The organism is Starkeya sp. ORNL1 (assembly GCF_012971745.1).
Lineage (GTDB): Bacteria > Pseudomonadota > Alphaproteobacteria > Rhizobiales > Xanthobacteraceae > Ancylobacter.
Window position 1 is genome coordinate 4,556,310 of the sequence record NZ_CP048834.1, and the last position, 21,299, is coordinate 4,577,608.

At 66.2% G+C, this 21,299-nt stretch carries 17 protein-coding genes; 5 read left to right on the forward strand and 12 right to left on the reverse strand.

Annotated elements, in window-relative coordinates; all coding sequences use genetic code 11:
• Window positions 1–3: 3 nt before the first annotated feature.
• Together G3545_RS21635 and pyrC are read right to left on the reverse strand one after the other, a co-directional pair.
• The gene (locus G3545_RS21635; RefSeq protein WP_206151310.1) at window positions 4–1,314 is read right to left on the reverse strand and encodes an amidase; all 1,311 of its coding nucleotides are present in this window, start codon (window positions 1,312–1,314) and stop codon (window positions 4–6) included.
• A gap of 21 nt (window positions 1,315–1,335) precedes the next feature.
• Window positions 1,336–2,379, reverse strand: a complete 1,044-nt coding sequence (gene pyrC, locus G3545_RS21640; RefSeq protein WP_170015555.1) for a dihydroorotase — start codon at window positions 2,377–2,379, stop codon at window positions 1,336–1,338.
• A gap of 255 nt (window positions 2,380–2,634) precedes the next feature.
• Between pyrC and G3545_RS21645 the strand changes: the two genes are divergently transcribed.
• The gene (locus tag G3545_RS21645; RefSeq protein ID WP_170015557.1) at window positions 2,635–3,528 is read left to right on the forward strand and encodes a helix-turn-helix transcriptional regulator; all 894 of its coding nucleotides are present in this window, start codon (window positions 2,635–2,637) and stop codon (window positions 3,526–3,528) included.
• 15 nt (window positions 3,529–3,543) lie between these two features.
• On the opposite strand, the gene G3545_RS21650 is transcribed toward G3545_RS21645, so the two are convergent.
• From G3545_RS21650 to G3545_RS21660, 3 genes are all read right to left on the reverse strand, one after another.
• Window positions 3,544–4,533 carry an NADPH:quinone oxidoreductase family protein gene (locus G3545_RS21650; RefSeq protein WP_170015559.1) on the reverse strand — a complete coding sequence of 330 codons (990 nt, stop codon included), beginning with the start codon at window positions 4,531–4,533 and terminating at the stop codon, window positions 3,544–3,546.
• A gap of 64 nt (window positions 4,534–4,597) precedes the next feature.
• Entirely contained in the window at window positions 4,598–5,026 is a 429-nt protein-coding gene (locus G3545_RS21655; RefSeq protein ID WP_170015561.1) for a PaaI family thioesterase, read from the reverse strand.
• Entirely contained in the window at window positions 5,023–6,741 is a 1,719-nt protein-coding gene (locus tag G3545_RS21660; RefSeq protein WP_206151312.1) for a class I adenylate-forming enzyme family protein, read from the reverse strand. The genes G3545_RS21655 and G3545_RS21660 overlap by 4 nt, the downstream gene beginning before the upstream one ends.
• 505 nt (window positions 6,742–7,246) lie before the next feature.
• Here G3545_RS21660 and G3545_RS21665 point away from each other — a divergent pair.
• The 3 genes from G3545_RS21665 (at window position 7,247) to G3545_RS21675 (ending at window position 10,988) form a co-directional block, all read left to right on the forward strand.
• Entirely contained in the window at window positions 7,247–9,298 is a 2,052-nt protein-coding gene (locus G3545_RS21665; protein ID WP_170015563.1) for a tripartite tricarboxylate transporter permease, read from the forward strand.
• Between the two features lie 48 nt (window positions 9,299–9,346).
• Window positions 9,347–10,336, forward strand: a complete 990-nt coding sequence (locus G3545_RS21670) for an ABC transporter substrate-binding protein (RefSeq protein ID WP_170015565.1) — start codon at window positions 9,347–9,349, stop codon at window positions 10,334–10,336.
• A 70-nt stretch (window positions 10,337–10,406) separates the two neighbouring features.
• Complete coding sequence (locus tag G3545_RS21675; protein WP_170015568.1) at window positions 10,407–10,988, forward strand: UbiX family flavin prenyltransferase; 582 nt, start codon at window positions 10,407–10,409, stop codon at window positions 10,986–10,988.
• A gap of 149 nt (window positions 10,989–11,137) precedes the next feature.
• Here the strand turns inward: G3545_RS21675 and G3545_RS21680 are convergent, their stop codons facing one another.
• The 3 genes from G3545_RS21680 to tcuA are packed head-to-tail and all read right to left on the reverse strand — an operon-like array spanning window position 11,138 to window position 14,248.
• Entirely contained in the window at window positions 11,138–11,689 is a 552-nt protein-coding gene (locus tag G3545_RS21680; RefSeq protein WP_170015570.1) for a TIGR02444 family protein, read from the reverse strand.
• 14 nt (window positions 11,690–11,703) lie between these two features.
• A complete protein-coding gene (gene tcuB, locus G3545_RS21685; protein ID WP_170015572.1) occupies window positions 11,704–12,846 on the reverse strand; it encodes a tricarballylate utilization 4Fe-4S protein TcuB in 1,143 nt (380 codons plus the stop codon).
• Window positions 12,833–14,248, reverse strand: a complete 1,416-nt coding sequence (gene tcuA, locus G3545_RS21690) for an FAD-dependent tricarballylate dehydrogenase TcuA (protein ID WP_170015574.1) — start codon at window positions 14,246–14,248, stop codon at window positions 12,833–12,835. The genes tcuB and tcuA overlap by 14 nt, the downstream gene beginning before the upstream one ends.
• Before the next feature lie 121 nt (window positions 14,249–14,369).
• Between tcuA and G3545_RS21695 the strand changes: the two genes are divergently transcribed.
• Window positions 14,370–15,080 carry a GntR family transcriptional regulator gene (locus tag G3545_RS21695; RefSeq protein WP_170015576.1) on the forward strand — a complete coding sequence of 237 codons (711 nt, stop codon included), beginning with the start codon at window positions 14,370–14,372 and terminating at the stop codon, window positions 15,078–15,080.
• 117 nt (window positions 15,081–15,197) lie between these two features.
• Here G3545_RS21695 and G3545_RS21700 read toward each other — a convergent pair whose 3' ends face one another.
• From G3545_RS21700 to G3545_RS21715, 4 genes are read right to left on the reverse strand one after another with little or no spacing between them, the layout of a single operon-like run.
• On the reverse strand, window positions 15,198–16,721 hold the full coding sequence (locus G3545_RS21700) for a mechanosensitive ion channel family protein (protein WP_170018217.1): 1,524 nt from the start codon (window positions 16,719–16,721) through the stop codon (window positions 15,198–15,200).
• Window positions 16,722–16,752: 31 nt separating this feature from the next.
• Entirely contained in the window at window positions 16,753–17,733 is a 981-nt protein-coding gene (locus tag G3545_RS21705) for an efflux RND transporter periplasmic adaptor subunit (protein ID WP_170015578.1), read from the reverse strand.
• Window positions 17,723–20,062, reverse strand: a complete 2,340-nt coding sequence (locus G3545_RS21710) for an ABC transporter permease (RefSeq protein WP_170015580.1) — start codon at window positions 20,060–20,062, stop codon at window positions 17,723–17,725. Before G3545_RS21710 ends, G3545_RS21705 begins: the two co-directional genes overlap by 11 nt.
• Window positions 20,062–21,093 (reverse strand): efflux RND transporter periplasmic adaptor subunit, encoded by a 1,032-nt coding sequence (locus tag G3545_RS21715; RefSeq protein WP_170015582.1) that lies wholly within the window; start codon window positions 21,091–21,093, stop codon window positions 20,062–20,064. The genes G3545_RS21710 and G3545_RS21715 overlap by 1 nt, the downstream gene beginning before the upstream one ends.
• Between the last annotated feature and the right edge of the window lie 206 nt (window positions 21,094–21,299).

Consider the following 21,299-nt stretch of genomic DNA (forward strand, 5'->3'; position numbering starts at 1 on the left):
CGCTCACGACGCCGCCAGCCGGGCCTCGACCCAGCGCGCGGCGGCGAACAGGCGGCCTTCCTCATAATGCGGGCCGACCAGCTGGATGCCGACCGGCAGGCCGCGCGGGCCGCGATGCGCCGGCAGTGTCAGCGTCGGCACGTGCAGCATGGTCCAGATTTCCTGGAAACGCGGATCGCCGGCGTATTCCAGCCCTTCCGGCGCCTCGCCGGGCACGCAGGGCGCCAGCAGCACATCGACATTCTCGAACAGCGCGCCGACGGCGCGGCGGCACTCGGCGGCGAAACGCAACGCCTGCACATATTCAGCGCGGCGGATACCGAGGCCCTTCTCGCAGGTCGCCAGCATTTGCGGGCTGAAGGCGTCACGGCCGTGGTGCCATTCATGAGCCAGGCTGTGGGCGCGCTCATAGGCGTTGATCACCGCGCGCTCGACCGAGAGGCGGGAGAAGGAATCGGGAAAGCCGATCTCGACCACCGGCGCGCCGGCACGGGCGAGGGCACTTGCGGCGTTCTCCACTGCGGCGACCGTCTCCGGCTGCGCGGTATCCCACAAATGGGTGCGGCAGAGGCCGATGCGCGGAGCGCTCTCCGGCCTCGGCGTGAAGCGCGGCGCGTCGTTGACCAGCACGGCGGTGAACAATTCGATGTCGTCGAGCGTGCGGGCGATGAGGCCGACCGTGTCGAAGCTCTCCGCCGCCGGCTTGACGCCCACCGGATTGAAGGTGCCGAAGGTCGGCTTGAAGCCGATCACCCCGCAAAACGAGGCCGGGCGCAGCACGGAGCCGCCGGTCTGGGTGCCGAAGGCGACCGGCAGCATGTCGTCGGCCACCGCCGCCGCCGAGCCGCTCGACGAGCCGCCGGGGGTGTGGCCGAGCGCCAGCGGGTTGCGGGTGACGGTCGGGGCCGAGCCGGCGAATTCGGCGGTCGTGGTCTTTCCGAGCACGATGCCGCCGGCGGCGCGGGCGAGCGCGACGCACGCAGCGTCGACGCGCGGGCGATAGCCGTCATAGAGCTTCGAGCCCATGCCGGTCGGCAGGTCGGCGGTGTCGATCACGTCCTTGACGCCGAACGGCACGCCATGGAGCGGGCCGCGCGGGGGTTCACGGTCGCGCCGCTTCGCCTCGGCCAGCACCAGCTCCGGGTCGAGCGTCGCGAAGGCACGCACATCCGGCTCGCGCGCCGCGATGCGGTCGAGGCAGGCGCGCACCACCGCTTCCGAGGTCGTCTCGCCGGCGGCGATGCGCCGGGCGACTTCGCTGGCCGGCAGCTCGTTCAGCCGCTCTTCGAGGTTCATGGAAACGGTCATGGCCATGGCGTCCCGGTCCGACTCCGTTCAGTGCCCGACCACCCGCCAGGGAATCGTCTCGCCGCCGCGATAGATCAGCGCGCGCTCTTCCGGTCCGTCGACGAGGATCTCCTCCGGCGCGGTCCAGTTCTGGCGTTCGAGGGTGATGGTGTCCTCGTTCGGAGCGAGGCCGTAATGCCTCGGGCCGTTGAGCGAGGCGAAGGCTTCCAACTTGTCGAGCTTGCCGTCCTCATCGAACACCTGCGCATAGGTCTCGATGGCGACCGGCGCGTTATAGAGGCCGGCGGCGCCGACCACGGCGAGCTTCCTGGCCACCGAATGCGGCGCGGAATCGGTGCCGAGGAAGTAGCAGGCCTCGCCCGAGGTCGCCGCCTGGCGGAGCGCGAGGCGGTCGCTTTCGCGCTTGATCACCGGCATGCAGTACATATAGGGCCGGTTGCCGGCGCCCAGCCAATCGGTGCGGTTGAGCTGGAGATGATAGGGCGTGATGGTGCCGCCGAGCTGCGGCGCGGCGGAGCGGACGAAGTCGACGCCGACCTTTGACGACAAATGCTCCAGCACCACCTTGAGGCCGGGGAAGCTGCGCAGCATCGGCGCCAGCCGGCGCTCGATGAAGACTTCCTCGCGATCGAACACGTCGATGTCCGGCGCGACCTCCTCGCCATGGATCAGCAGCACCATGCCGATCTTCTCCATGCGCTCGATCACCGGGAGGATGCGGGCGAAATCGGTGACGCCGGCGGCGGAATTGGTGGTGGCGTTGGCCGGATAGAGCTTCACGCCGGTGAACACGCCCTCCTTGAAACCGCGCTCGACATCGTCCGGGCTGGTGTCGTCGGTGAGGTAGCAGGTCATCAGCGGGGTAAAGCGATTGCCGGCCGGCAGCGCGGCCAGGATGCGCTCGCGGTACGCGCTCGCGTCGGCCGTGGTGCGCACCGGCGGCACGAGGTTCGGCATCATGATGGCGCGGCCGAAATGGCGCGCCGTATAAGGCAGCGCGGCCCGCATCATCTCATTGTCGCGAACGTGGAGGTGCCAGTCGTCGGGTTTGCGAATCGTAATGCGGTCCATCGCCGGCAAGCCTCCGTCACCATGCCTGCGCTGCCCTTCCGTAGGCGGCTTTCAGGTCGAGGCGAGTACACACGATCGGTGTTCACAAATCAACATGAAAACCAATTTTTGAACAAAATCCCCGAATTGCTCCAATGCTGGGCAATTGGCGCAGATATGGGCCTTTACCTAAGGAGCTTGACCAAAACCCATGCGCGTTGGAGAAAGGCAGTTGTTTTCGCGACAATGCGTGAATCTCAGCACGGAGCCTAGGGCGTGGCCTTTCGATATGACGAAATTGGGGATCGCCTGAAAGCCTTCCGTCTCGGCTCCGGCCTCAGTGCCGATGAGATCGCCCGCCGCATCGGCATATCCCGTACCGCGCTCTATCGTCTCGAAAAGGGCGAATTGGTCAAATTGGAAACGCTGGAGAAGCTCTCCGAGCTGCTCGGCGTCTCGGTGCCGACCCTGCTCGGTGTCGGCATCGAATATATCTCCTCGGCGGTGAGCTATTTCGAGCGGCTGCGCCAGATCGAGGAAAAGGCCGAGCACATCGTGGTGCTGGCCGGGCCGATCTCGTTCCTGCTGGCGACCGACCAATTCCAGGATTCGCTGGAGCAGGTACTGCTGGAGAGCATCGGCGACGACGTGCCGGATCGCGACCGCGCGCTCGCCGACGTCAAGCAGATCATGGAGATACTGCGCGAGCGCAAGCGCACCTATCTCGAGCGGCTGCCGAACATCGTCAATCTGATCTCGGCGATGGACATCGAGCGCTTCCTGCGCAACGGCTTCACCGGCCGGCCGTTCCTGCCGGAGGAAGTCCATGAGAAGCGCCGGGCGCTGGCCCGCGCCGAGGTCGAGCACTTCGCCAATGTCATCGAGGAAGAATCGATCGGCATCCAGATCGGCCTGGTGACGGCGACGTTGCCGCACACCGGCTTCCAGATCTTTCGCCAGGCCAACCAGAAGACGCTGACCATCTCGCCATTCCGCCTCGGCGAGCAGCCGAACATAAGGGTCGGCGTCGCCATGATCACCTCGGCGCCGGAAGCCCTCGCCCTGCACGAGCGCACGGTGAAGGAGATGTGGCGCAGCGCGCTGAAGGGCCCCGCCGCCGCGCGCTATCTGCGCGACCTGCTGGCGCAGAATGGCGGCGCGAAGAAGTAGCGCCGCCGCCGGGGCTCAGCCCTGCGTCAGCACCAGCCGGCCCTTGGCGGTGCGATCGCGGATCTGGCCGAGCGCCTCGGCGAAGCCTTCCAGCGGCAAGGTGATGGCCGGCGCAGGCTTCACCTGCCCTGTCTCGTACAGATGGAAGATCTCGGCGAAGCACTCGGCGACACGGTGCGGCTGGCGCTTGCGGTAGTCGCTGATCTGCAGCCCGGTGATCTCGATGTTCTTGACGAGTATGTAATTGGCCTTGATCTCGGGAATGCGCCCGGAAGCGAAGCCGATCACCACCAGCCGGCCGGACCAGGCGAGCGCGCGCACTGCGGCATCGAAATAGTCGCCGCCGAGTGGGTCGAGGATGATGTCGGCGCCTTTGCCGCCGGTCAGCTCGAAGATGCGCGCGCGCAGGCTTTCGCGCAGGTCCGGCATCGACATGTCGACAATCTCGTCGGCACCCGCCGCGCGCACCGCATCGGCCTTGCTGGGGCTGGAGACGCCGGCAAGCACCCGGGCGCCCATCGCCTTGGCGAGCTGCACCGCGGCGAAGCCGACGCCGCCGGACGCACCCATCACGAACACTGTCTCGCCCTTGGCAAGGCGGCCGCGCTCGCGCAGCGCGAACCAGGAGGTGTCGTAGACCAGCGACATCGAGGCGGCTTCGACATAGCTCATGGCCTCCGGCAGGCGGTAGCATTGGGATGCCGCGACTGCGACCATCTCGCCATAGCCGTCCTGCTCGGCCATCGCCAGCACGCGGTCGCCGACGCTAAGCGTCGTCACCGAACTGCCGACCGCAACCACCTCGCCGGCCGGACCCTTGCCCGGGGTGAAGGGGCGCGGCGGCAGGAACTGGTACTTGCCGGAGATGACCAATATGTCGACGAAATTCACCGCGGTGGCGCGGGTGCGGATCAAGACCTGATCGGCCGCCGGCACCGGCGCCGCAATGTCCTCGATCGCGGGGCTGTCGACCTCGCCGAACTGGTGAACCCTCACGGCCCGCATCGGAGCATCCTTTCCTGTCGTCGCGGCGACTCGCGCCGCGCCTCGATCCACATCGTGCTGCAAGTCACATCGTGCTGAAGGTGCCGCGGCCGACCGCGACCAGCTTGTCGTCCGCCTCGTACACGCTGATATCGGCGCGGGCGATGGCGCGGCCAAGCCGCAGCACCCGCGCGCAGGCGGTGAGCTCGACGCCGGGTGCCGGGCGCAGATAGTCGATGCGCAGATCGATGGTCGGCGCGGTGCGCCCGATCTGCACCGCCACCGCGGCGTGGCCGGCAATGTCGATCAGCGTCGCCAGCACGCCGCCATGATAGAAATCGCCCATGCGCGAGAAGCTGAATTCCGGTCGGTAGGCGAGCCCGATCCGCACTTCGCCGGTCTCGGCGTCGTACGTCTTGGCGAACGGCTTGAGGGTGGCGTGAAAAGGCGGCGTCTCGATCTCGGTCACGAGCCGCGCCATGCCGTCGGCGGCCGAGATGAGCGGGGCGCTCATCCCTCGCTCCCGGCGGCCTGCTGCGGCGCCGCCGCGGCTAGCGCCGGCTCGGGCTTCGGCTTCCAGCGCACCGCCGCCGGCTCCAGATTGCCGGCCTTGATGCGGTCGAGCAGGTCGCGCTTCAGGATCTTGCCGCTGGCGGTGAGCGGGATCTCGTCGACTTCGAGGAAGTATTCCGGCATGTCGAACTTCGACAGGCCCTCGGCGTCGAGATGGTCGAGCACCTGCTCGCCCGATAGATGCCGGCCCTTTGCCGGCATGGCGATGAGGCAGACCTTCTCGCCAAGGCGATCGTCCTCGATCGGCACGGCAGCAACGCGCTCGATATCAGGATGGCGCATGGCCAGCGCCTCGATGCGCGCCGGATATATATTGTGGCCGCCGCGGATGATGACGTCCTTCTTGCGGCCGGTGATGCGCAGATAGCCGGCTTCGTCCATCCAGCCGAGATCGCCGGTCATGAACCAGCCCAGGGCGTTGAAGGATTCCTCGGTGGCCTTCTGGTCGTCGAAATAGCCGAGCATCAGGCTGGCGCCGCGGCTTCCGATCTGGCCGACGGTGCCGGCCGGCACCTCGGTCTCCGGATCGTCCTTCGACCAGACGCGCACCTCGAAGCCGGCGCAGGCCCGGCCCGACGAGTTGACGATCAGCTCCGGATCGTCGTCCGGCAGCGTGTAATGATGTGAGCCGGCTTCGGTCATGCCGTAGCCGCTCTGCGGCACGACGCCGAAGCGCAGCAGCCGGGCAACCACGTCGCGCGGCGCCGCGGCGCCGGAAATGCGGAAGCCCTTCAGCGCGCCGACCCGGGGATTGCCGCGCGCCTCCATCTCCTTGAGCAGGTCGATGGCGTGGGTCGGTACACCGACCAGATAGGTGGCGCCGGTCTCCAGGATGCGGTCGAGCACACTGGCGCGCCCCGGCAGGTCGTGCACCACGAGTTCGGCACCGACCAGCAGCGACATGATCATGGCGCCGAAGCCGAGATTGTGGCTGAGCGGGCTCAGCGTATAGATCACGGAATCCGCGCTGAGCGACCAGTCCGCCACGATGGCGCGCACATTGGCCAGCAGCGTGTTGCTGCTGTGCATGACGCCCTTGGGCTGGCCGGTGGTGCCCGAAGTGAAGGCGAGATAGAGCACGGCGTTGGCGTCTTGCGCGACCTCCGCCTGATCTTCGGCGTTCGGGGCGGCGATGCCGGGGAACAGCTCGCCGGCGTCCGTTGCCGCGCTGCGCGGCGGCAACGCGTGCACGCGCAGCAGGGACGCGATGCCCTCGGCTTCCTTCAACAGGTCCTTGCGGTCGCCGTCGGCGCCATAGCCGATCTCGGTGATCAGCGCGCTCGCACGCATGCGGCCAATGAGTTCGACGATCTCGCCAACCGTGTGGTTCCGGTGCAGCGAGGGGCAGCACACATAGCCGTTGCGAGCACAGGCGAGCAAAGCGACGACGGTCTCGACGCGGCTCGGCAGCCAGACCGCGACGCGCTGGCCGGCGATGAGCCCGGCGCGGGCGAGATCCGCTGCCAGCCGGTCGGCCGCCTCAATGAGCGCGCCATAGCCGATGCGTGTCGTGAGGTTACGCACCGCGGGCTTGTCGGGCGTCGCCCGCGCATGGCCCCTGGCGAGAGCATAGACGGTCTCGTCCCGCCAGAAGCCCGAGGCATAGTGCTCGGCGAGCTGGGCGGTGCTCAAATTCGTCAGCATCGTATTCGTCATGCAAAACCTGCTTGGGCGGGTCGGACAACAGCAGCTCGGCGGCTGGGACCCGACGAACGCGGAGGTACGCGGCGGTGCGCTTTCCCCTCCGAGCGGAAGCTACTGCCTCTCCTGTACCAAAATCAACTCAAATTCCCTTTTTTTGACATAGGGCCGAAATGTTCAAAATATTTTGCCCGTTTGCGGCTTTTGATGCAAAGTTTCGGAGGGGAACTTGCTCTCGGATTCGGGATCTGATGCCAAAACAGGCCGCTTCTGCGCGAGTTATGGCCATGTGCAATAAATTCGGAACACTGTATCTTTTTTTGTTGAATCGCCAAAAATTTTCACCGAGGATCGCAGGATGGCAATGGATGGGCCTGCCGTCCTGCGCCGTCAAAACCAGGCCGATCCGGGTCGGCCGATAAAACTTCCAGACCACAGGCATTGCCGGGCCACGGAGAAGCGCCGCTTCTCATCACCCGCGGATGCGTAGCGTGAGACGAGGGAAAAAGTGGACGGTTCCATGCTCGACGCAGCAGGTCAGGCACTCCTGATCCTGCTGGACCCGCACCGGCTCATGTTCCTGGCGCTCGGGTGCTCGTTCGGCCTCGTCGTCGGGATTCTGCCCGGCATCGGCGGGATCGCCGGAACGGCGCTGCTGCTCCCCTTCACGGTTGGAATGGATCCCTACACGGCGTTCGCCTTCCTGCTCGGGCTTGGCTCCACCACGGCCACGGGGGATCCGATTCCCGCCATCATGTTCGGTGTGCCGGGAGGTGCCGGCTCAGCCGCGACCGTGCTTGACGGGCTGCCGATGGCCAAGCGCGGCGAAGCCGGCCGCGCGCTCAGCGCCGCCTATATGTCGTCCATGATGGGCGGCCTGTTCGGTGCCGCGCTGATGGCGGTCTCGCTGCCGATCCTGCAGCCCATGGTGCTCTATGTCGGTTCGCCGGAACTGCTTGCCTTCGCGGTGTTCGGCATCTCGGCCGTCGCGGTGCTGTCGGGCAAGACGCCGCTGCGGGGCCTGATTGCCGCCGGCCTCGGCGTCATGCTCGCCATGATCGGCGCCGACCCGCAGACCGGTACGCTGCGCTGGACCCTGGGCAGCTTCTATCTCTGGGACGGGCTGCCGCTGATGCCGATGGTGCTCGGCCTGTTCGCCCTACCCGAGCTGTGCGACCTGCTGATCGCGCGCACCTCGATCGCGCCGACCGCGCGCTACAGCATCAAGACCGGCATGCTGCAGGGCGCCAAGGACTGCTTCACCAATTGGTGGCTGGTGCTGCGCTGCAGCTGGATCGGCGCCGGCTTCGGCATGATCCCGGGCATGGGTGGCGCGGTCATCGACTGGCTGGCCTATGGCCATGCCTTGCGCACCGAAAAGGGCGCCAAGGAGACGTTCGGCAAGGGCGATGTCCGCGGCGTCGTCGCGTCGGAAAGCTCCAACAACGCGAAGGAAGGCGGTGCCCTGATCCCGACCATCGCCTTCGGCGTGCCGGGAAGCGCCGGCATGGCGGTGCTGCTCGGTGCCTTCCTGTTCCACGGCCTGATTCCCGGGCCGGACATGCTCACCAAGAACCTCACGCTCACCTATTCGATGGTCTGGAGCATCGCGCTCGCCAACGTGCTCGGTGCCGGCATCTGCTACGCGTTCAGTGGCCAGTTCGCACGCCTGGCGACGCTGCGCTACACGCTGATCCTGCCGTCCGTGCTGGGTATCATCTATATCGGCGCGTTCGAGGGCTCCCGCAGCTGGGGCGATCTCTTTGCGTTGCTTCTGCTGGGCGTGCTCGGCTGGACGATGAAGCAGCTGAAATGGCCGCGGGCGCCGATGATCCTCGGCTTCGTGCTCGGCGATACGATCGAGCGCTATCTCTTCATCTCGGTGGAGCGTTACGGCGTCGACTGGTTCGCCCGCCCGCTGGTGATCCTGATGTTCACCCTGGCGATCTATGGCCTGATGCGCCCCTTGCTCCAGGATATCCGCGCCATCGGCGGCGTACGCTCGCTGGCCAGCCGCATCGCGCCGCGCCCCCGCTTCCGCCCAGCGGACATCTTCACCGTGGTGCTCATCGTGGTGATCACGGTCATGCTGGTGCAGGCCGTGGGATGGAAGTTCAACGCCAAGATCGTGCCGATGGTGGTCGGCGGGCTCGCGCTGTTCTTCGCGGTGCTCAGCCTTGCCAACCGGGTCTTGCTGCTGCCGATGCCGGCGCATATCGGCGCCGGCGAAGAGGCGCGGAAGGAGGTCGAGGAACGCATCCACATGGACCTCGAATCCGACACCGGCCATTTGCCGACACGCACCATATTGCTGCGGGCCTGCATCTTCTTCGGCTGGCTGCTGGCCTTCATGGGGTCCATGGCGGTGATCGGCCTGATCCCGACGGTGCCGCTGTTCGTGATCGCCTTCATGCGGGCCGAGGCGCGCGAGCCATGGCGACTGGTTCTGCCGCAGGCGATCATCCTCACCCTCTTCATCTATCTGCTGTTCGACCGGACCATCCACATCCCGTGGCCGCAGACGCTGCTCGGCACGTGGTTCCCGGCGCTCGAATTCATCCCCTCGCTATGAGCGGCCGACCTGCTACCGCGACGAACTGAAAGAAGCCCGAGGAAAACCATGTCCAAGAAGATTCCGCTGACGCTGGCATGCGGCGACTACGAGATCATCCGGCCGCTGAAGGACGGCACGGTGAAGCCGGATGGCATCGACCTCACCGTGCTCACGGCGATGGATTCCACGACGCGCCACTGGCGCTTCCTGCGCAACCGCGATTTCGACATGGCGGAGACCTCGGCCTCCTCCTATGTCGTCGCCCGCGACAGCGGCTATGAGATCAATGCGCTGCCGGTGTTCCTGCATCGCCGTTTCCGCCACGGCTTCGTCTTCATCAACACCTCCAAGGGCATCACCAAGCCGAGCGACCTGATCGGCAAGAAGGTCGGCATCAAGTCCTTCCTGGTCACCGCCGGGCACTGGATGCGCGGCATCCTCGAGCACGAATACGGCGTGCCGCATAAATCGATCGAATGGTTCGCCGAGCTCGACGAGGATGTCGACTTCACCCCGCCGGCCGACCTCAAGATCAACCGGCTGCCGCACGACAAATCGGTCGAGCAGATGCTGGCGGAAGGCGAGATCGACGCGCTGATCCATTCCAGCCTGATCAAGCCGATCGTCAACAAGGACCCGCGCGTCGCGCGGCTGTTCCTTGACTACAAGGCCGAAGAAAAAGCCTACTTCGCCAAGACCAGCATCTTCCCGATCATGCATGTGCTCGGCATCAAGAACGAGGTGCTGGAAGCGCACCCGTGGGTGGCGATCAACATGTTCCATGCCTTTAACGAGGCGAAGGCCATCACCATGAAGCGCATGGAGAATCCGCGCATCGTGCCGCTCGCCTGGTATCGCGAGGCGTGGGAGGAGCAGGAGGAACTGCTCGGCTCCGACCCGTGGGAATACGGCCTGAGCGAGCGCAACCGCCACACCATGGAAACCCTCGCCGGATATTCCTATGAGCAGGGCCTGGTGAAGCGGCCATGGCCGGTTGACGAACTGTTCGTCGAGCTCGGCCAGGGCCGCAAGCGCGGCGTCGAATTCCGCATTTGACCCCGGGGAGGCGCGGCCGGTCTCTCGCCGGTCGCGCTTCTTCCCCTTCGCCTGCCAACCAACCGGAGTCATGGTGAGTATCGATCGCAAGCGCCTGATCGTCGGCATCAGCGGCGCCTCCGGCGCGATCTATGGCGTGACCGCGCTGGAACTGCTGCGCGGCCTCGGCATCGAGACGCATCTGGTCATGACGCGCTCGGCGCAGATCACGCTGGCGCATGAGACCCGGCTCAAGGTTGCCGACGTCGCAGCGCTGGCCGACGTCAATTACAAGGCCGAGGACATCGGCGCCGCCATATCGAGCGGCTCGTTCCGCACCATGGGCATGCTGGTCGCGCCCTGTTCGATCCGCAGCCTCTCCGAGATCGCGACCGGCGTGACCGCCGGCCTGCTCACGCGCGCCGCGGACGTGGTGCTGAAGGAGCGCCGCCGACTGGTGCTGATGGTGCGCGAGACGCCGCTGCATCTCGGCCATCTGCGCAGCATGGCGCAGGCCACCGAGATGGGCGCCATCGTGATGCCGCCGGTGCCGGCCTTCTACGCCCAGCCGGAAACGGTCGAGGATATCGTGAAGCACAGCGTCGGCCGCGCGCTCGACCTGTTCGGGCTCGACAGCGGCACGGTGAAGCGCTGGGGCGAGCCAGAGAACTGAGTCCTAATTCGAATTGGCTTGAAGAACCGCCCCGTCCACCCTCATGCCCGCGCTTGACCCGGGTACCCAGGCTTCAACCAGGTGGATCCGGCGCGGCTGGGTCCCCGGGTCAAGCCCGGGGATGAGGGACAATTGGTACAAGCCGCGGTTCAGACTTTTCCGCTGAGTTCCGCCGACGCCGCGCGCGCCACGACGTCGGCCGCTGCGAGAAGCTCCGATGCGAGCGTACTCGCTTCCTGCCCCGCATAATAGCCGGCAACGCATCGCGCGACGGTGGCGAAGTCATCGGGTGTGGTCGCAGCAGCGCCTGCACCAACATGATCGGCGAACCAGCCGGCGAGCCAGGCCTGTTCGATCTGCTCGGCGGAGAGTTCTGCGCTCTTGATGCCGGCGCGCAGCTCGTTTGTCGCCGGCCGCGGCGCGCCGGGCGGGCCGTCCTTCAGCAGGATCCGCAGGCGCCGCAGCGCCACCACGACCTCGGTGCGCCAGGTCGCGATCTCGGCATCAGCCGTGGCAATGGTCCCGGCTGTGATCGTGCCGTTGCGCGAGCCGGCGAAGAACAGCGCCAGCAGCAGCACGTTCACGTCGAGTCCGATGCCGTCCTGCAGCCGGAGGCAGGCGCCGGGCACGTCCTCGCGGCCATAGACCGCCAGCGAGAACGCCCAATGCGGCCCGTCCATTTCCGCCATGCCCGTCCCCATCGCTGCCTCCCCGCTCAGGCAGCCTTCTTCAGCGGTAGTTCCGGCTCTTCGCTTTTGCCGTGCAGCGCGGCGCTTTCGCGGGCGTAGCGCACCAGCGCGGCGAAGCGGTAGAGGCCGTGCACGAACTTGCCATAGGGCATGGTGACAAACAGCGCGAACACCACGCCGAGATGCAGCGCCATCAGCACGCCCATCGCCGGCGTGGCGCGGAAGGCAAGCAGAGCGAGGCCGGTCAGGCTGGTCAGGAACAGCATGGCGAGGAAGGCGACATCCATGCCGAAGCGCGGCGCGTCCGCCAGCATCGGATCGCGCTTCAGCTTCGCGACGAAAAGCCCGATTGGACCGATGACGAGGCCGATGCCGCCGAGTGTGCCGAGCAGGACCGGCAGGTCGTACCAGGGATACGGCGCCTCCATGCCGAGCAGATAGTGATAGGCCGTCGCCGTCGAGGTGGCGGCGAAGCACAAGAGGAAGCCGTAGAAGGTGAAATGATGATAGAGCCGCCGGCGATCGGTCGGCAGCTCATCCTCATTCATGCAGCCGACGCCGCCGCCATCGAGATAGCGCAGCCGGCTGGCATCCTTCATCGCCTGCCACAGCGGCTTCGGTTCGAGCAGCGTCGTCAGCGACTCGCCCGCCGCGTGCCAGAACCGGCGCAGGCTGAAATAGATGGCGACCATTGCGTAGAGCAGGGCGGCGCCGAACAGCAGCGCCATCGCATTGTGCGGCATCAGCCGATAGAAGGCGCCGGGACCGGTATGGGTGGCCCACAGCACGGCGGGATCGTGCCAGGCAGCGAAGCCGAGCACGAAGCCGGCGATGCTCAATGCGGCGATGAGGCTGATGGCAAGCCCGTTGCGCGCGAACAGGCCGGCGAGTTGCGGCGGCCAGGCATAGGCGGCGTAGGAATCCGCCCGCACCACGGCCAGCGTACGCGGCACATTGACGTCGAACTCGTGAGGCGGCGAAAACTGGCAGTCGGCATAGCATGCGCCGCAGCCATGGCAGAGATTAGCGAGGTAGTTGAGATCGCCATCGGCGAAGGAGCGCCGCAGTTCCATGGCCGGGAAGACGGCGCAGAGCCCCTCGCAATAGCGGCAGGAATTGCAGACCGTCATCAGGCGGTCCGCCTCGCGCAGAGCCTCAGTTGCGTGCATGGCGAGCAGCCTCCCGTCCCGCGATCCGTCCGAATACGCTGCCGATGGTCATGCCGATGCCGGCGGCATAGCCGCGCCCCAGCACATTGCCGGCCATGATCTCGCCGGCGGCGAACATGTTGGTGGCGCTGCGCCCGTCATCCATGAGCATCTGCGCCTGCTTGTTCACGCGTGTGCCCAGATAGGTGAAGGTGATGCCGGGCCGCACCGGATAGGCGTAGAACGGCGCGGTCTCGATCCGGCGTGCCCAATGCGTTTTCGGCGGCGTGAGCCCTTCGGTGCGGCAATCATCGAGGATGGTGTGGTCGAAGGTGCCGGGCTTCACCGCGGCATTGAAGCCGTCCACGGTAGCGGCGAGCTTCTCGGCATCGAGCCCCAGCTTGCCGGCGAGTTCCGGGACGCTGCCCGCCTGGATCGGGGGAAACAGCGAGGGCATGAACAATTCGAGCGAGCGGGCATCGAAGATGATGTAGGCGATCTGGTCCGGCTGCGCCGCGACCAGGCGTCCCCAAATGGCGTAGCGCTTGGGCCAGATGTCTTCGCCCTCATCATAGAAGCGCTCGCTATTCTTGTTCACGACGATGCCGAACACCACGCAATCGAGGCGCGTGATGATGCCGCCATCGAACTTGGGCGCCCGCGCGTCGATCGCGACGGCATGGCACTGGGTGGGATCGCCGATCTGCTTCACGCCCTTGTCGATCAGCATGCGCAGCATGGTGCCGCGATTATACGGCGTGCCGCGGATGAGGAAGTTCTCGGCGATGTCGCCCCAGCCTTCCTTCAGCCAGTCGATATTGGCTTCGAACCCGCCGGAGGCGGCGACCAGGGAGCGGGCGCGGATGGTCGCGGTGGTCGCGCCATTGCGGAAGGTGGCGGAGCGGAACGTGCCGTCCTCGATGTCGAGGCCGATTACCTCGGCGTCGTAGCGCACCTCGACGCCGAGGCCCTCCGCCGTGCGGTAGAGCGCGTTGAGCATGGAGCGGCCGCCGCCGAGAAAGAAGGAGTTGGTTCGCCCCAGGCTGAGCGTGCCGCCGAGCGAAGGCTGGAAGCGCACGCCCTGCTCGACGATCCAGTGCAGCATCTGCTTGGATTCGGCGATCATGAAGCGCGCCAGCTCTTCATCGGTTTCGCCCTGGGTGACGCGCTTGAGATCGTCCCAGAACTCTTCTTCCGTGTAGGGGCCGGTGAGGATTTCGGTGGCGGTGTCGTGGGCGCAGCGCATGTTGCGCGTGTGCCTTGTATTGCCGCCGCGATAGAATTTCGGCGCGGCTTCCAGCACCAGCACAGAGGCGCCGGACCTCCGCGCGCTGATGGCCGCGCATAGCGCGGCATTGCCACCGCCCACGACGAGCACGTCGACGGAATCCGGTGGTGCCGACAAATCCGGTGATGCCGACATGGCTGCGCGCGACCTCCTGTTTTTGATCGTTCCAGAAAACCACGATTGAATACTATTGCATACAGAAATATGCAAATGAGTACGGATTGCTTTCGGCGGGCCGCTGTGTCTGGATGCGGCGATGGCGACAGCAGAGAAAACGGTGCGCGACAGTGCGGTGGCGGCCCCCAGGGGCTTGCTCAAGCCGCTCCCGCCTCTTGAGCCAAACCTGCCACTCGGCGAGGCGGTGTTCCAATCGCTCTACCGTGCGCTGCAGACCGGCGTGCTTGGCCCCGGCGACCGGTTGCGCGAGGAAGACATCGCCGGCGAACTCGCGGTAAGCCGGACCCCGGTGCGCGAAGCGCTGAGCCGCATGCAGGATCGTCGCTTCGTGGTTCCCGCCGGCGGCCGCGGTCTGCTGGTGCGACGGCTCGACCTCAATGAGGTGCTCGAGCTCTATGCCATGCGCGAGATCCTGGAAGGGGCGGCGGCACGCCTGGCCGCCACCCAGATCACCCGGTCCGAGATTCTGATGCTCGAAGACATCCAGCAGCGGCTCGACCAGAGCGGCGAGGATCATGCCGCCGCTGCGTCGCTGAACCGGCGCTTCCACGAGGTGATCGCGCAGGGCGCGCGCAACCGCTATCTCGATCTCGCCATCGCCGAGATCAAGGACGTCATTCTCCTGCTTCGCGATACCACCTTCAGCGAGCCGGGCCGCAACGAGGCGGCGGGCCGGGAGCACCGGCTGATCATTGACGGCCTGTCGTCACGTGATCCCGATGCCGCGGAACACGCCGCCCGGAACCACATCCACGAGGCGCTGAAAATCCGGCTCAAGCTGCTCGGCTAGAGCATTTCCCGATCAGATGGAATCATCTGATCGAAGAGGAATTGCTCCAGCTTATTGAATCTAGAGCACTTTCTTATCGTTCGGATATTCCATCCGAACGGAAAGGGCTTTAGGCCTTTATTCTTTGTGGGGAAGTTCGAACAGGTGACGGATCTTCGTCGCCAGACTTTGCACGGAACCGGCGCTGTCCGCGGTCGCTCTCGGTTCGAACAAATGTCGTTCGGCCTCGGCGCGGCGCGACAACGTCAGGCCCAGTTCCTCCGCGATGGCTGGCCGGTCGCGCATGATGGGCGCCAGACCTTCCTGGGCGATCTCGTAGACCACGACGAAGGTCAGAGCCCTGATGGTTCCGACCTCGCTCACGCCGGTCAGCAGGCCGCCTTCGCCGAAGCAGTCGCCCGGCGCGAGGCGGTTCAGTTCGATTTCGCGTTCGTGCTGCTGGCGGGTGACGTCCAGCACACCCGTCCGCACCACCATGAGCGCGTGCAGGATTTCGCCCTGCCGGACGATGATCTCGTCCTTGCGATAGGTCCGGCGCGTCATGGTCCCGGCAAGGGCCTCCCGCTCGTCCTCGGTCAACGATGCGAACAGCGCGATGGCGTCGAGCAGGCGGAGCGGCGTGCTGCGGTGTTGGGCTTTGTCGCCGGGCTGCGCCAGCGTCGCGGCATCGGCCGGAGCGTCGGCAGCCGCCGCGAGTTTTAACCCGGCGGCCTTGGCATGGCGGTAGACCAGGTCGAAAATCTCGTTCTGCGCGGCTGAAACCACTGAGAGATCCTTCACGCGAAACGACAGCTCGATCTCCACGGCATGAGCATCCAGCGCCTTGATCTGCACGCTTGGCGGCGGCACCGCCAGAATGGAGGTGCAACTCAGCAGCACGTCGCGCATGACGTCGCAAATCGCCGCTGGCGTCATGGTCGGCACGAAGCGGACGGTCAGCTTGCCACCATGGCTGCGTTCCGGGCTGCTCATATTGGTCAGCGTCGCCTTGGCGAGGCCGCTGTTCGGCAGGATGACCAGATCGTTCGCGCTGTTGAGCAAATGCGTGGCGCGCCAGTTGGTCTCTACCACCCGGCCTTCGATGCCGTCACTGACCACGATCCAGTCGCCGATCGCATAGGGCCGGCCGAGATTGAGCGCGATGCCGGAGAAGACGTCGTTCAATGTGCTCTGCAGCGCCAGGCCCAGGATGATGGCGAAGACACCCGAGGTGGCGATCAGGGTTCCGACCGGAACGCTGAAGACATAAGCGACGACCGACAGCACCATGCCGAGATAGATCATCCCGACCACGAGATCCTGGATCAGCCGCCCCTCGCGCGGCTGTCGCTCGAAGATGAGGAAGACACGGACGAAGGCGATCAGCGCCCAGGCCGCGTTGATCCACCACACCACTTTCGCCAGGCCGATGAAGATGCGCTGCAGGATCGAGACATCCGGCGGCCCGGCCTCGTAAGGCACGATGCCCTGGTAGAGCAGGAGAAGCGTCAGAGCGAGGAAGAAGAGGACCTGGCCGACCAGACGCTTCCTGGGGTGGTTGCGAAACGCCAGCCGGGTGACGATTGCGCCGCAAATGGCCAGCACGCCGGTCAGGATCATCGGATCGGTGAACATCGCCGAAAGCTCCGGATACTCCGGCATCAGTTGCCTTCCGCCGGCGGGAGTGGGCATGTCATCGCTGCTCCTCGAACCAGACGCTCATGCCCGGCTCCAGCCCGTCGGATCCGCTGGTCGGATCGAGCCGTAGCCGGAAACTGTTGAGGTCGTGGTCGCCCACGGCGCGGGCCGCGCGCCAGGTCGCGAACTCCCCGAGCGGGCGCATCTCGGTGACGCGCGCAGGGATTTTCCGGCCATCATCCGCGGTCAAGGCGACCGGCGCGCCGATCGCCACCCCCTTCAGGCCATCCTCGCGGATGGTGAAGGTGAACCAGCGCTCGCCGTCGACTTCCAGCGTCATGACCGGCTCGCCGGGAGCGACGATCTCGCCGGCCTCGGCGACCAACAGGCCGATCGTGCCATCGGCCGGCGCCGTCAATGTCGTCTTCGCGAGCCTGGCCTGGAGGTCGGCTACCGTCGCTTCAGCGGCCGCGACCTTGGCGTCCGCCAGCGCCAGCTCCTGGGGAATAGGGCCGGCAACCGCCGCCGCCGACCGCGCGCGCTTGATGTCGAGATCGGCCTGCGCCTTGGCGAGCGACGCGTTGCTCTCGTCGAGCTGCTGCTTGCTGGCGTAGTTCTTTGCCGCCAGCGTCACGACGCGGACGTTCTGCTGCTGGGCCAGTAGCAGGTTCGCTTCCGCTGTCTGCACGTTCTGGGCGGCGATAGCGACCTCTTCCGCACGAACGCCGGAATAGACCCGGTCGCGATCGGCTTTCGCGCTCGCCGCCGCGGCCTTTGCCTCGCCGAGCGAGGCGGTCAGTTCCGGGATGTCGAGGCGAGCAAGCACGTCGCCCTTGCGGACATGCTGCCCGAAGGCAACGGCAAGGGCGGCGACGCGGCCCGCGATCTCCGGCGCGATGTGGATTTCGGTCTGCCGCACCATGCCGGGCAGCGGTGCAGCCGTGGCCGCCGTCGGCCGCAAATAGCGGAAAGCGCCGAAACCGAGCACGACGGCGGCCGCGACGACGGCGAGCACCAGTCCTGGCCTAGCGCGCATCGGAAGCCCTCCGGGTCGTGAGCCGCGCAGCAAGGATGGCGAGCGTGGCATAGACGAAAGCGAGGATCCAAAGCCTTGCCCAGTCCGTCGCGACGTCTGCGATCGAGGCGCCCATCTGGTTGACGCGCACAATCCCGTCAATGCCGGATGTGCTCGGGAAGATCACGCTCACGATTCGCAAGGGGCGGGGAATGGCCTCGGGTGGCCAGGCGACGCCGACGAGGAAGAACAGCGGCAGGCTGATCGCGATCAGCAGAAGCACGGCGGTTTCCCGCCGCTTGAACCATGTCCCGACGAACTGCCCGAAAAAGCTGACCGACAGGATGAAGGGGATCGCCAGCACCAGCAGGTCGAGAACCCGTCCTACCGCCGAAAATCCGTAAAAGCGCGGCAGCACGATGAGATAGAGCGCGAAGCCGGGAAGCGCGAGCATCAGGTGCGCCAGGCCTTGCCCGATCACGGCGCTGGCGGCGCCGCGGCGGCGGCGCGCACCCTGCCCACCCTGCTCGAAGGCGACGCCGCCGAGCGTTGCCGATCCCATCAGCAGGGTCTGCTGCAGGATCAGGATGAAGGCGGCGGGCACGATGTAGCTGCCATAGCCGCCTGTCGGGTTGAACAGCGGCTGGCTGAGGATCTCGACCGGCGAGCTCTTTGCCAACGCTGCCCGGTAGAGGCTGCCGTCCGGCCGCGCGCCGCGTGAGATCAGATCGGCGGTGACCGTGCCGGCGGATTCGAGGATGCCCTGGAGCGTGCGGTTATAGAGCAGGAAATAGGCGGAATCGACGAAAGCCGGCAGCCGCGCCTTGTTGCCCTTGAGCACTTCGCGCTCGGTCCCGGCGGGGATGCTCACGATGCCGAACACGTCGCGCCGGGCGAGGGCGATCTGCGCTTCGACAAGTGTGGTTGGACGCACGGCAACGCGGATCGCCTCATCCGCATTGAGGGTTTCGATGATGGTCCGGCTGAGGTCGGTTCCATCGTCGTCGACGACAGCGATCGGCACGCCGCGTATGAGCTGTCCAAGATAAGGCTGGGGATAGAACAGGCCGTAGATGATCGGCCCGAGAACGATGAGGCCGAACGCCCCGCGATCGCGCAGCACGCGGCCATATTCCGCGGCGAACGATGCGACGATCCCGTTGCGCCCGCGCGGCTCACTTGCCGGCTCGGCGGCGGGCGGCTGGCGCGGCGCACGCGCCACCGCGCGCAGCCGCAGCCAGGCCAGCGTGAAGAACACGATCGCAAGCGCGGCCAGCATAGTGAAGGGTTCGATGGAATCCCTCGCCGGCACGCCGCGCGCCGCCTGGTCGAACAGGATCTGGATGTACCAGCGCAGTGGCAGCAGGGAGCCCCAGGCGCGGCCGAATGTTCCCATCGCCAGCACCGGAAAGCCGACGCCGGCAAAGCCGAAGGCGGGGGAGCAGATGATGCCGGTCAAGGTCAGCCCGGTGGCGAGATTGCGGACCAGAAGCTGGAGCAGCGCGCCGAGCGAGAGATAGGCGATGATGAGCAGAGAGGCGCTCGCGCCGACCAGCACCGGATCGCCACGGAACGGGATGTCGTAAGCGCCACGGATGATGATGAGCCCGACTGACATCATGACGGCGAAAATGCCGAAATAGGGTGCCAGCTTGCCGATCAGGGCCCCAAGCGGGCTGCCGCCGGCCGCTTCCATCCATTCCGCGGTGCTGCGCGAGCCGAATTCCGAGCCGACGGCATATCCGCCGGCGATGGCGACGATGATGTGCAGCACGGTCGGCAGGATCGCCCGCAGCAGGAACTGGGCGTAGTTCAGCGCCGGATTGGTCAGCACATACTGTTCGACGACCAGCGACCCCGGCGTGAACCCGCCGGCGGCCTGTGCTCCCGGCGGCAAGGCGGCGGTCGCGGCGGAGATCGCCGCCTGCAGCGCGCTCGACGCGATATTGCCCGGCGTAAAAAATTGCTTGTTGAAGAAGATGACGATCTGCGGGCGCCGCGCCGCCAGGATGTCGCGTTCCAGATGCTCGGGGATATAGACCGCGGCGATTGCTTCACCGGAGCGGATCGCATGCATCGCGCCGTTCAGATCCGTCGAGCGCTGCGCAATAGTGACGCCCGGCGCCGAATTGATCGCCTGCACGAAGGTCATCGAGGTCTGGGTACGGTCCTGATCGACGACATCGATCCGAAGGTCGCGTATCACCGCATTGCTGAAGGTCGCCGCCAAAAGTGCAAAGGCGATCAGCGGAATGCCGACGACGAGAAAGATCGCCACCTTGTCGCGCCACATCCAGCGCAATTCGCGGACCGCGACGCAAAGCGTGCCGGGATGCGCGAATGTCGGCATCAGCGCTTCCACTCCGCATAGGCGCTCATGCCGGGGCGCAGTTCCGCAAGCTTGTCGACCGGATAGGCGCGTATCTCGAAGGTGCGCAGGTCAAAGTCGCCCGTCGCCCGGGTCGCCCGCCAGCCGGCATATTCGCCGCGCGTCGCGATATGCCGGACCTCGACATTGACCGGCCTGTCCCCGAGCGCTGGAATGCGCACCTCGAAGCGATCGCCCAGCTTCAGTCCCTTCACGAGGTCCTCGCGCAGGTCGAACCGCAGCCAGATATCGCCGAGATCGACCAGCGACAGCAGCGGCACGCCGGGCGAGACATATTCGCCGAGTTCCGAGCCGATCTGGTAGATCTGCGCGGCGACGGGCGCCGTGACCGTCAGCTCGGCGACTTGCGCGCGGAGCGTCGCGATCGCGGCATCCGCCTTGGCGACATTGGCTTGCGCCACCCCGCGTTCCTCGGCGGTATAGCCGGCCACAGCCTCTTCGGAGGCAAGCTTTGCCTGTTCGAGGCTGCGCTGGGCTACGTCGAGCGAGGCGGTATTTTCATCGAGTTTCTGCACGGAGGCAAAATCGCGTTCCGTCAGTTGCTTGGTACGGTCATAGGTTTGCTGGGCCAGCTTGACGCTCGCTTCCGCGGCAGACACCGCCGCCTTGCGCTCGGCGATGACCTCGGCGCGCGTTCCCACCAGGATGCGCGCCAGGTCCGCCACCGCCACCGCCTTCGCCGCTTCGGCCTCATGCAGTTTCGTCAGCAGTTGCGGATTGTCGATGGTCACCAGCATTTCGCCGGCGATGACGTTCTGGCCGCGGGACACCGGTCGCTCGCCCACCCGGCCGTCGACCCGCGCGGCAATGTCGATCCGCGTGGCGTCGGCTTCACCCTGGATCACCAGCGGCTGCGGCTGCACCAGGTACCACAGCGACAATCCGACGATGGCCGCGACGGTGATCACGACGATGAGGGCGGGCGCGCGCGAAGGGGGACGGACCATGGGTGCAGCCTCATTCGCGGCGGGCGTCGGGGCTTGGTCACTCATGTGCGGTGTCTCCTCCGCGCATTCATACCGTCGACGGTCGACCGGTATCAACGCTCACGCAACGGCATGCATGGCGCCGACGTCGAGCACGGAAGCATCGTCTCGCGACGGGTGCAGCGGCAGGCCCATCGGTCCGGATTCGAACAACCGGCTCATCGTGGGCGCTGAGGGGCACAGGGATGCGTGAAATCCGGAACAAGGCACCC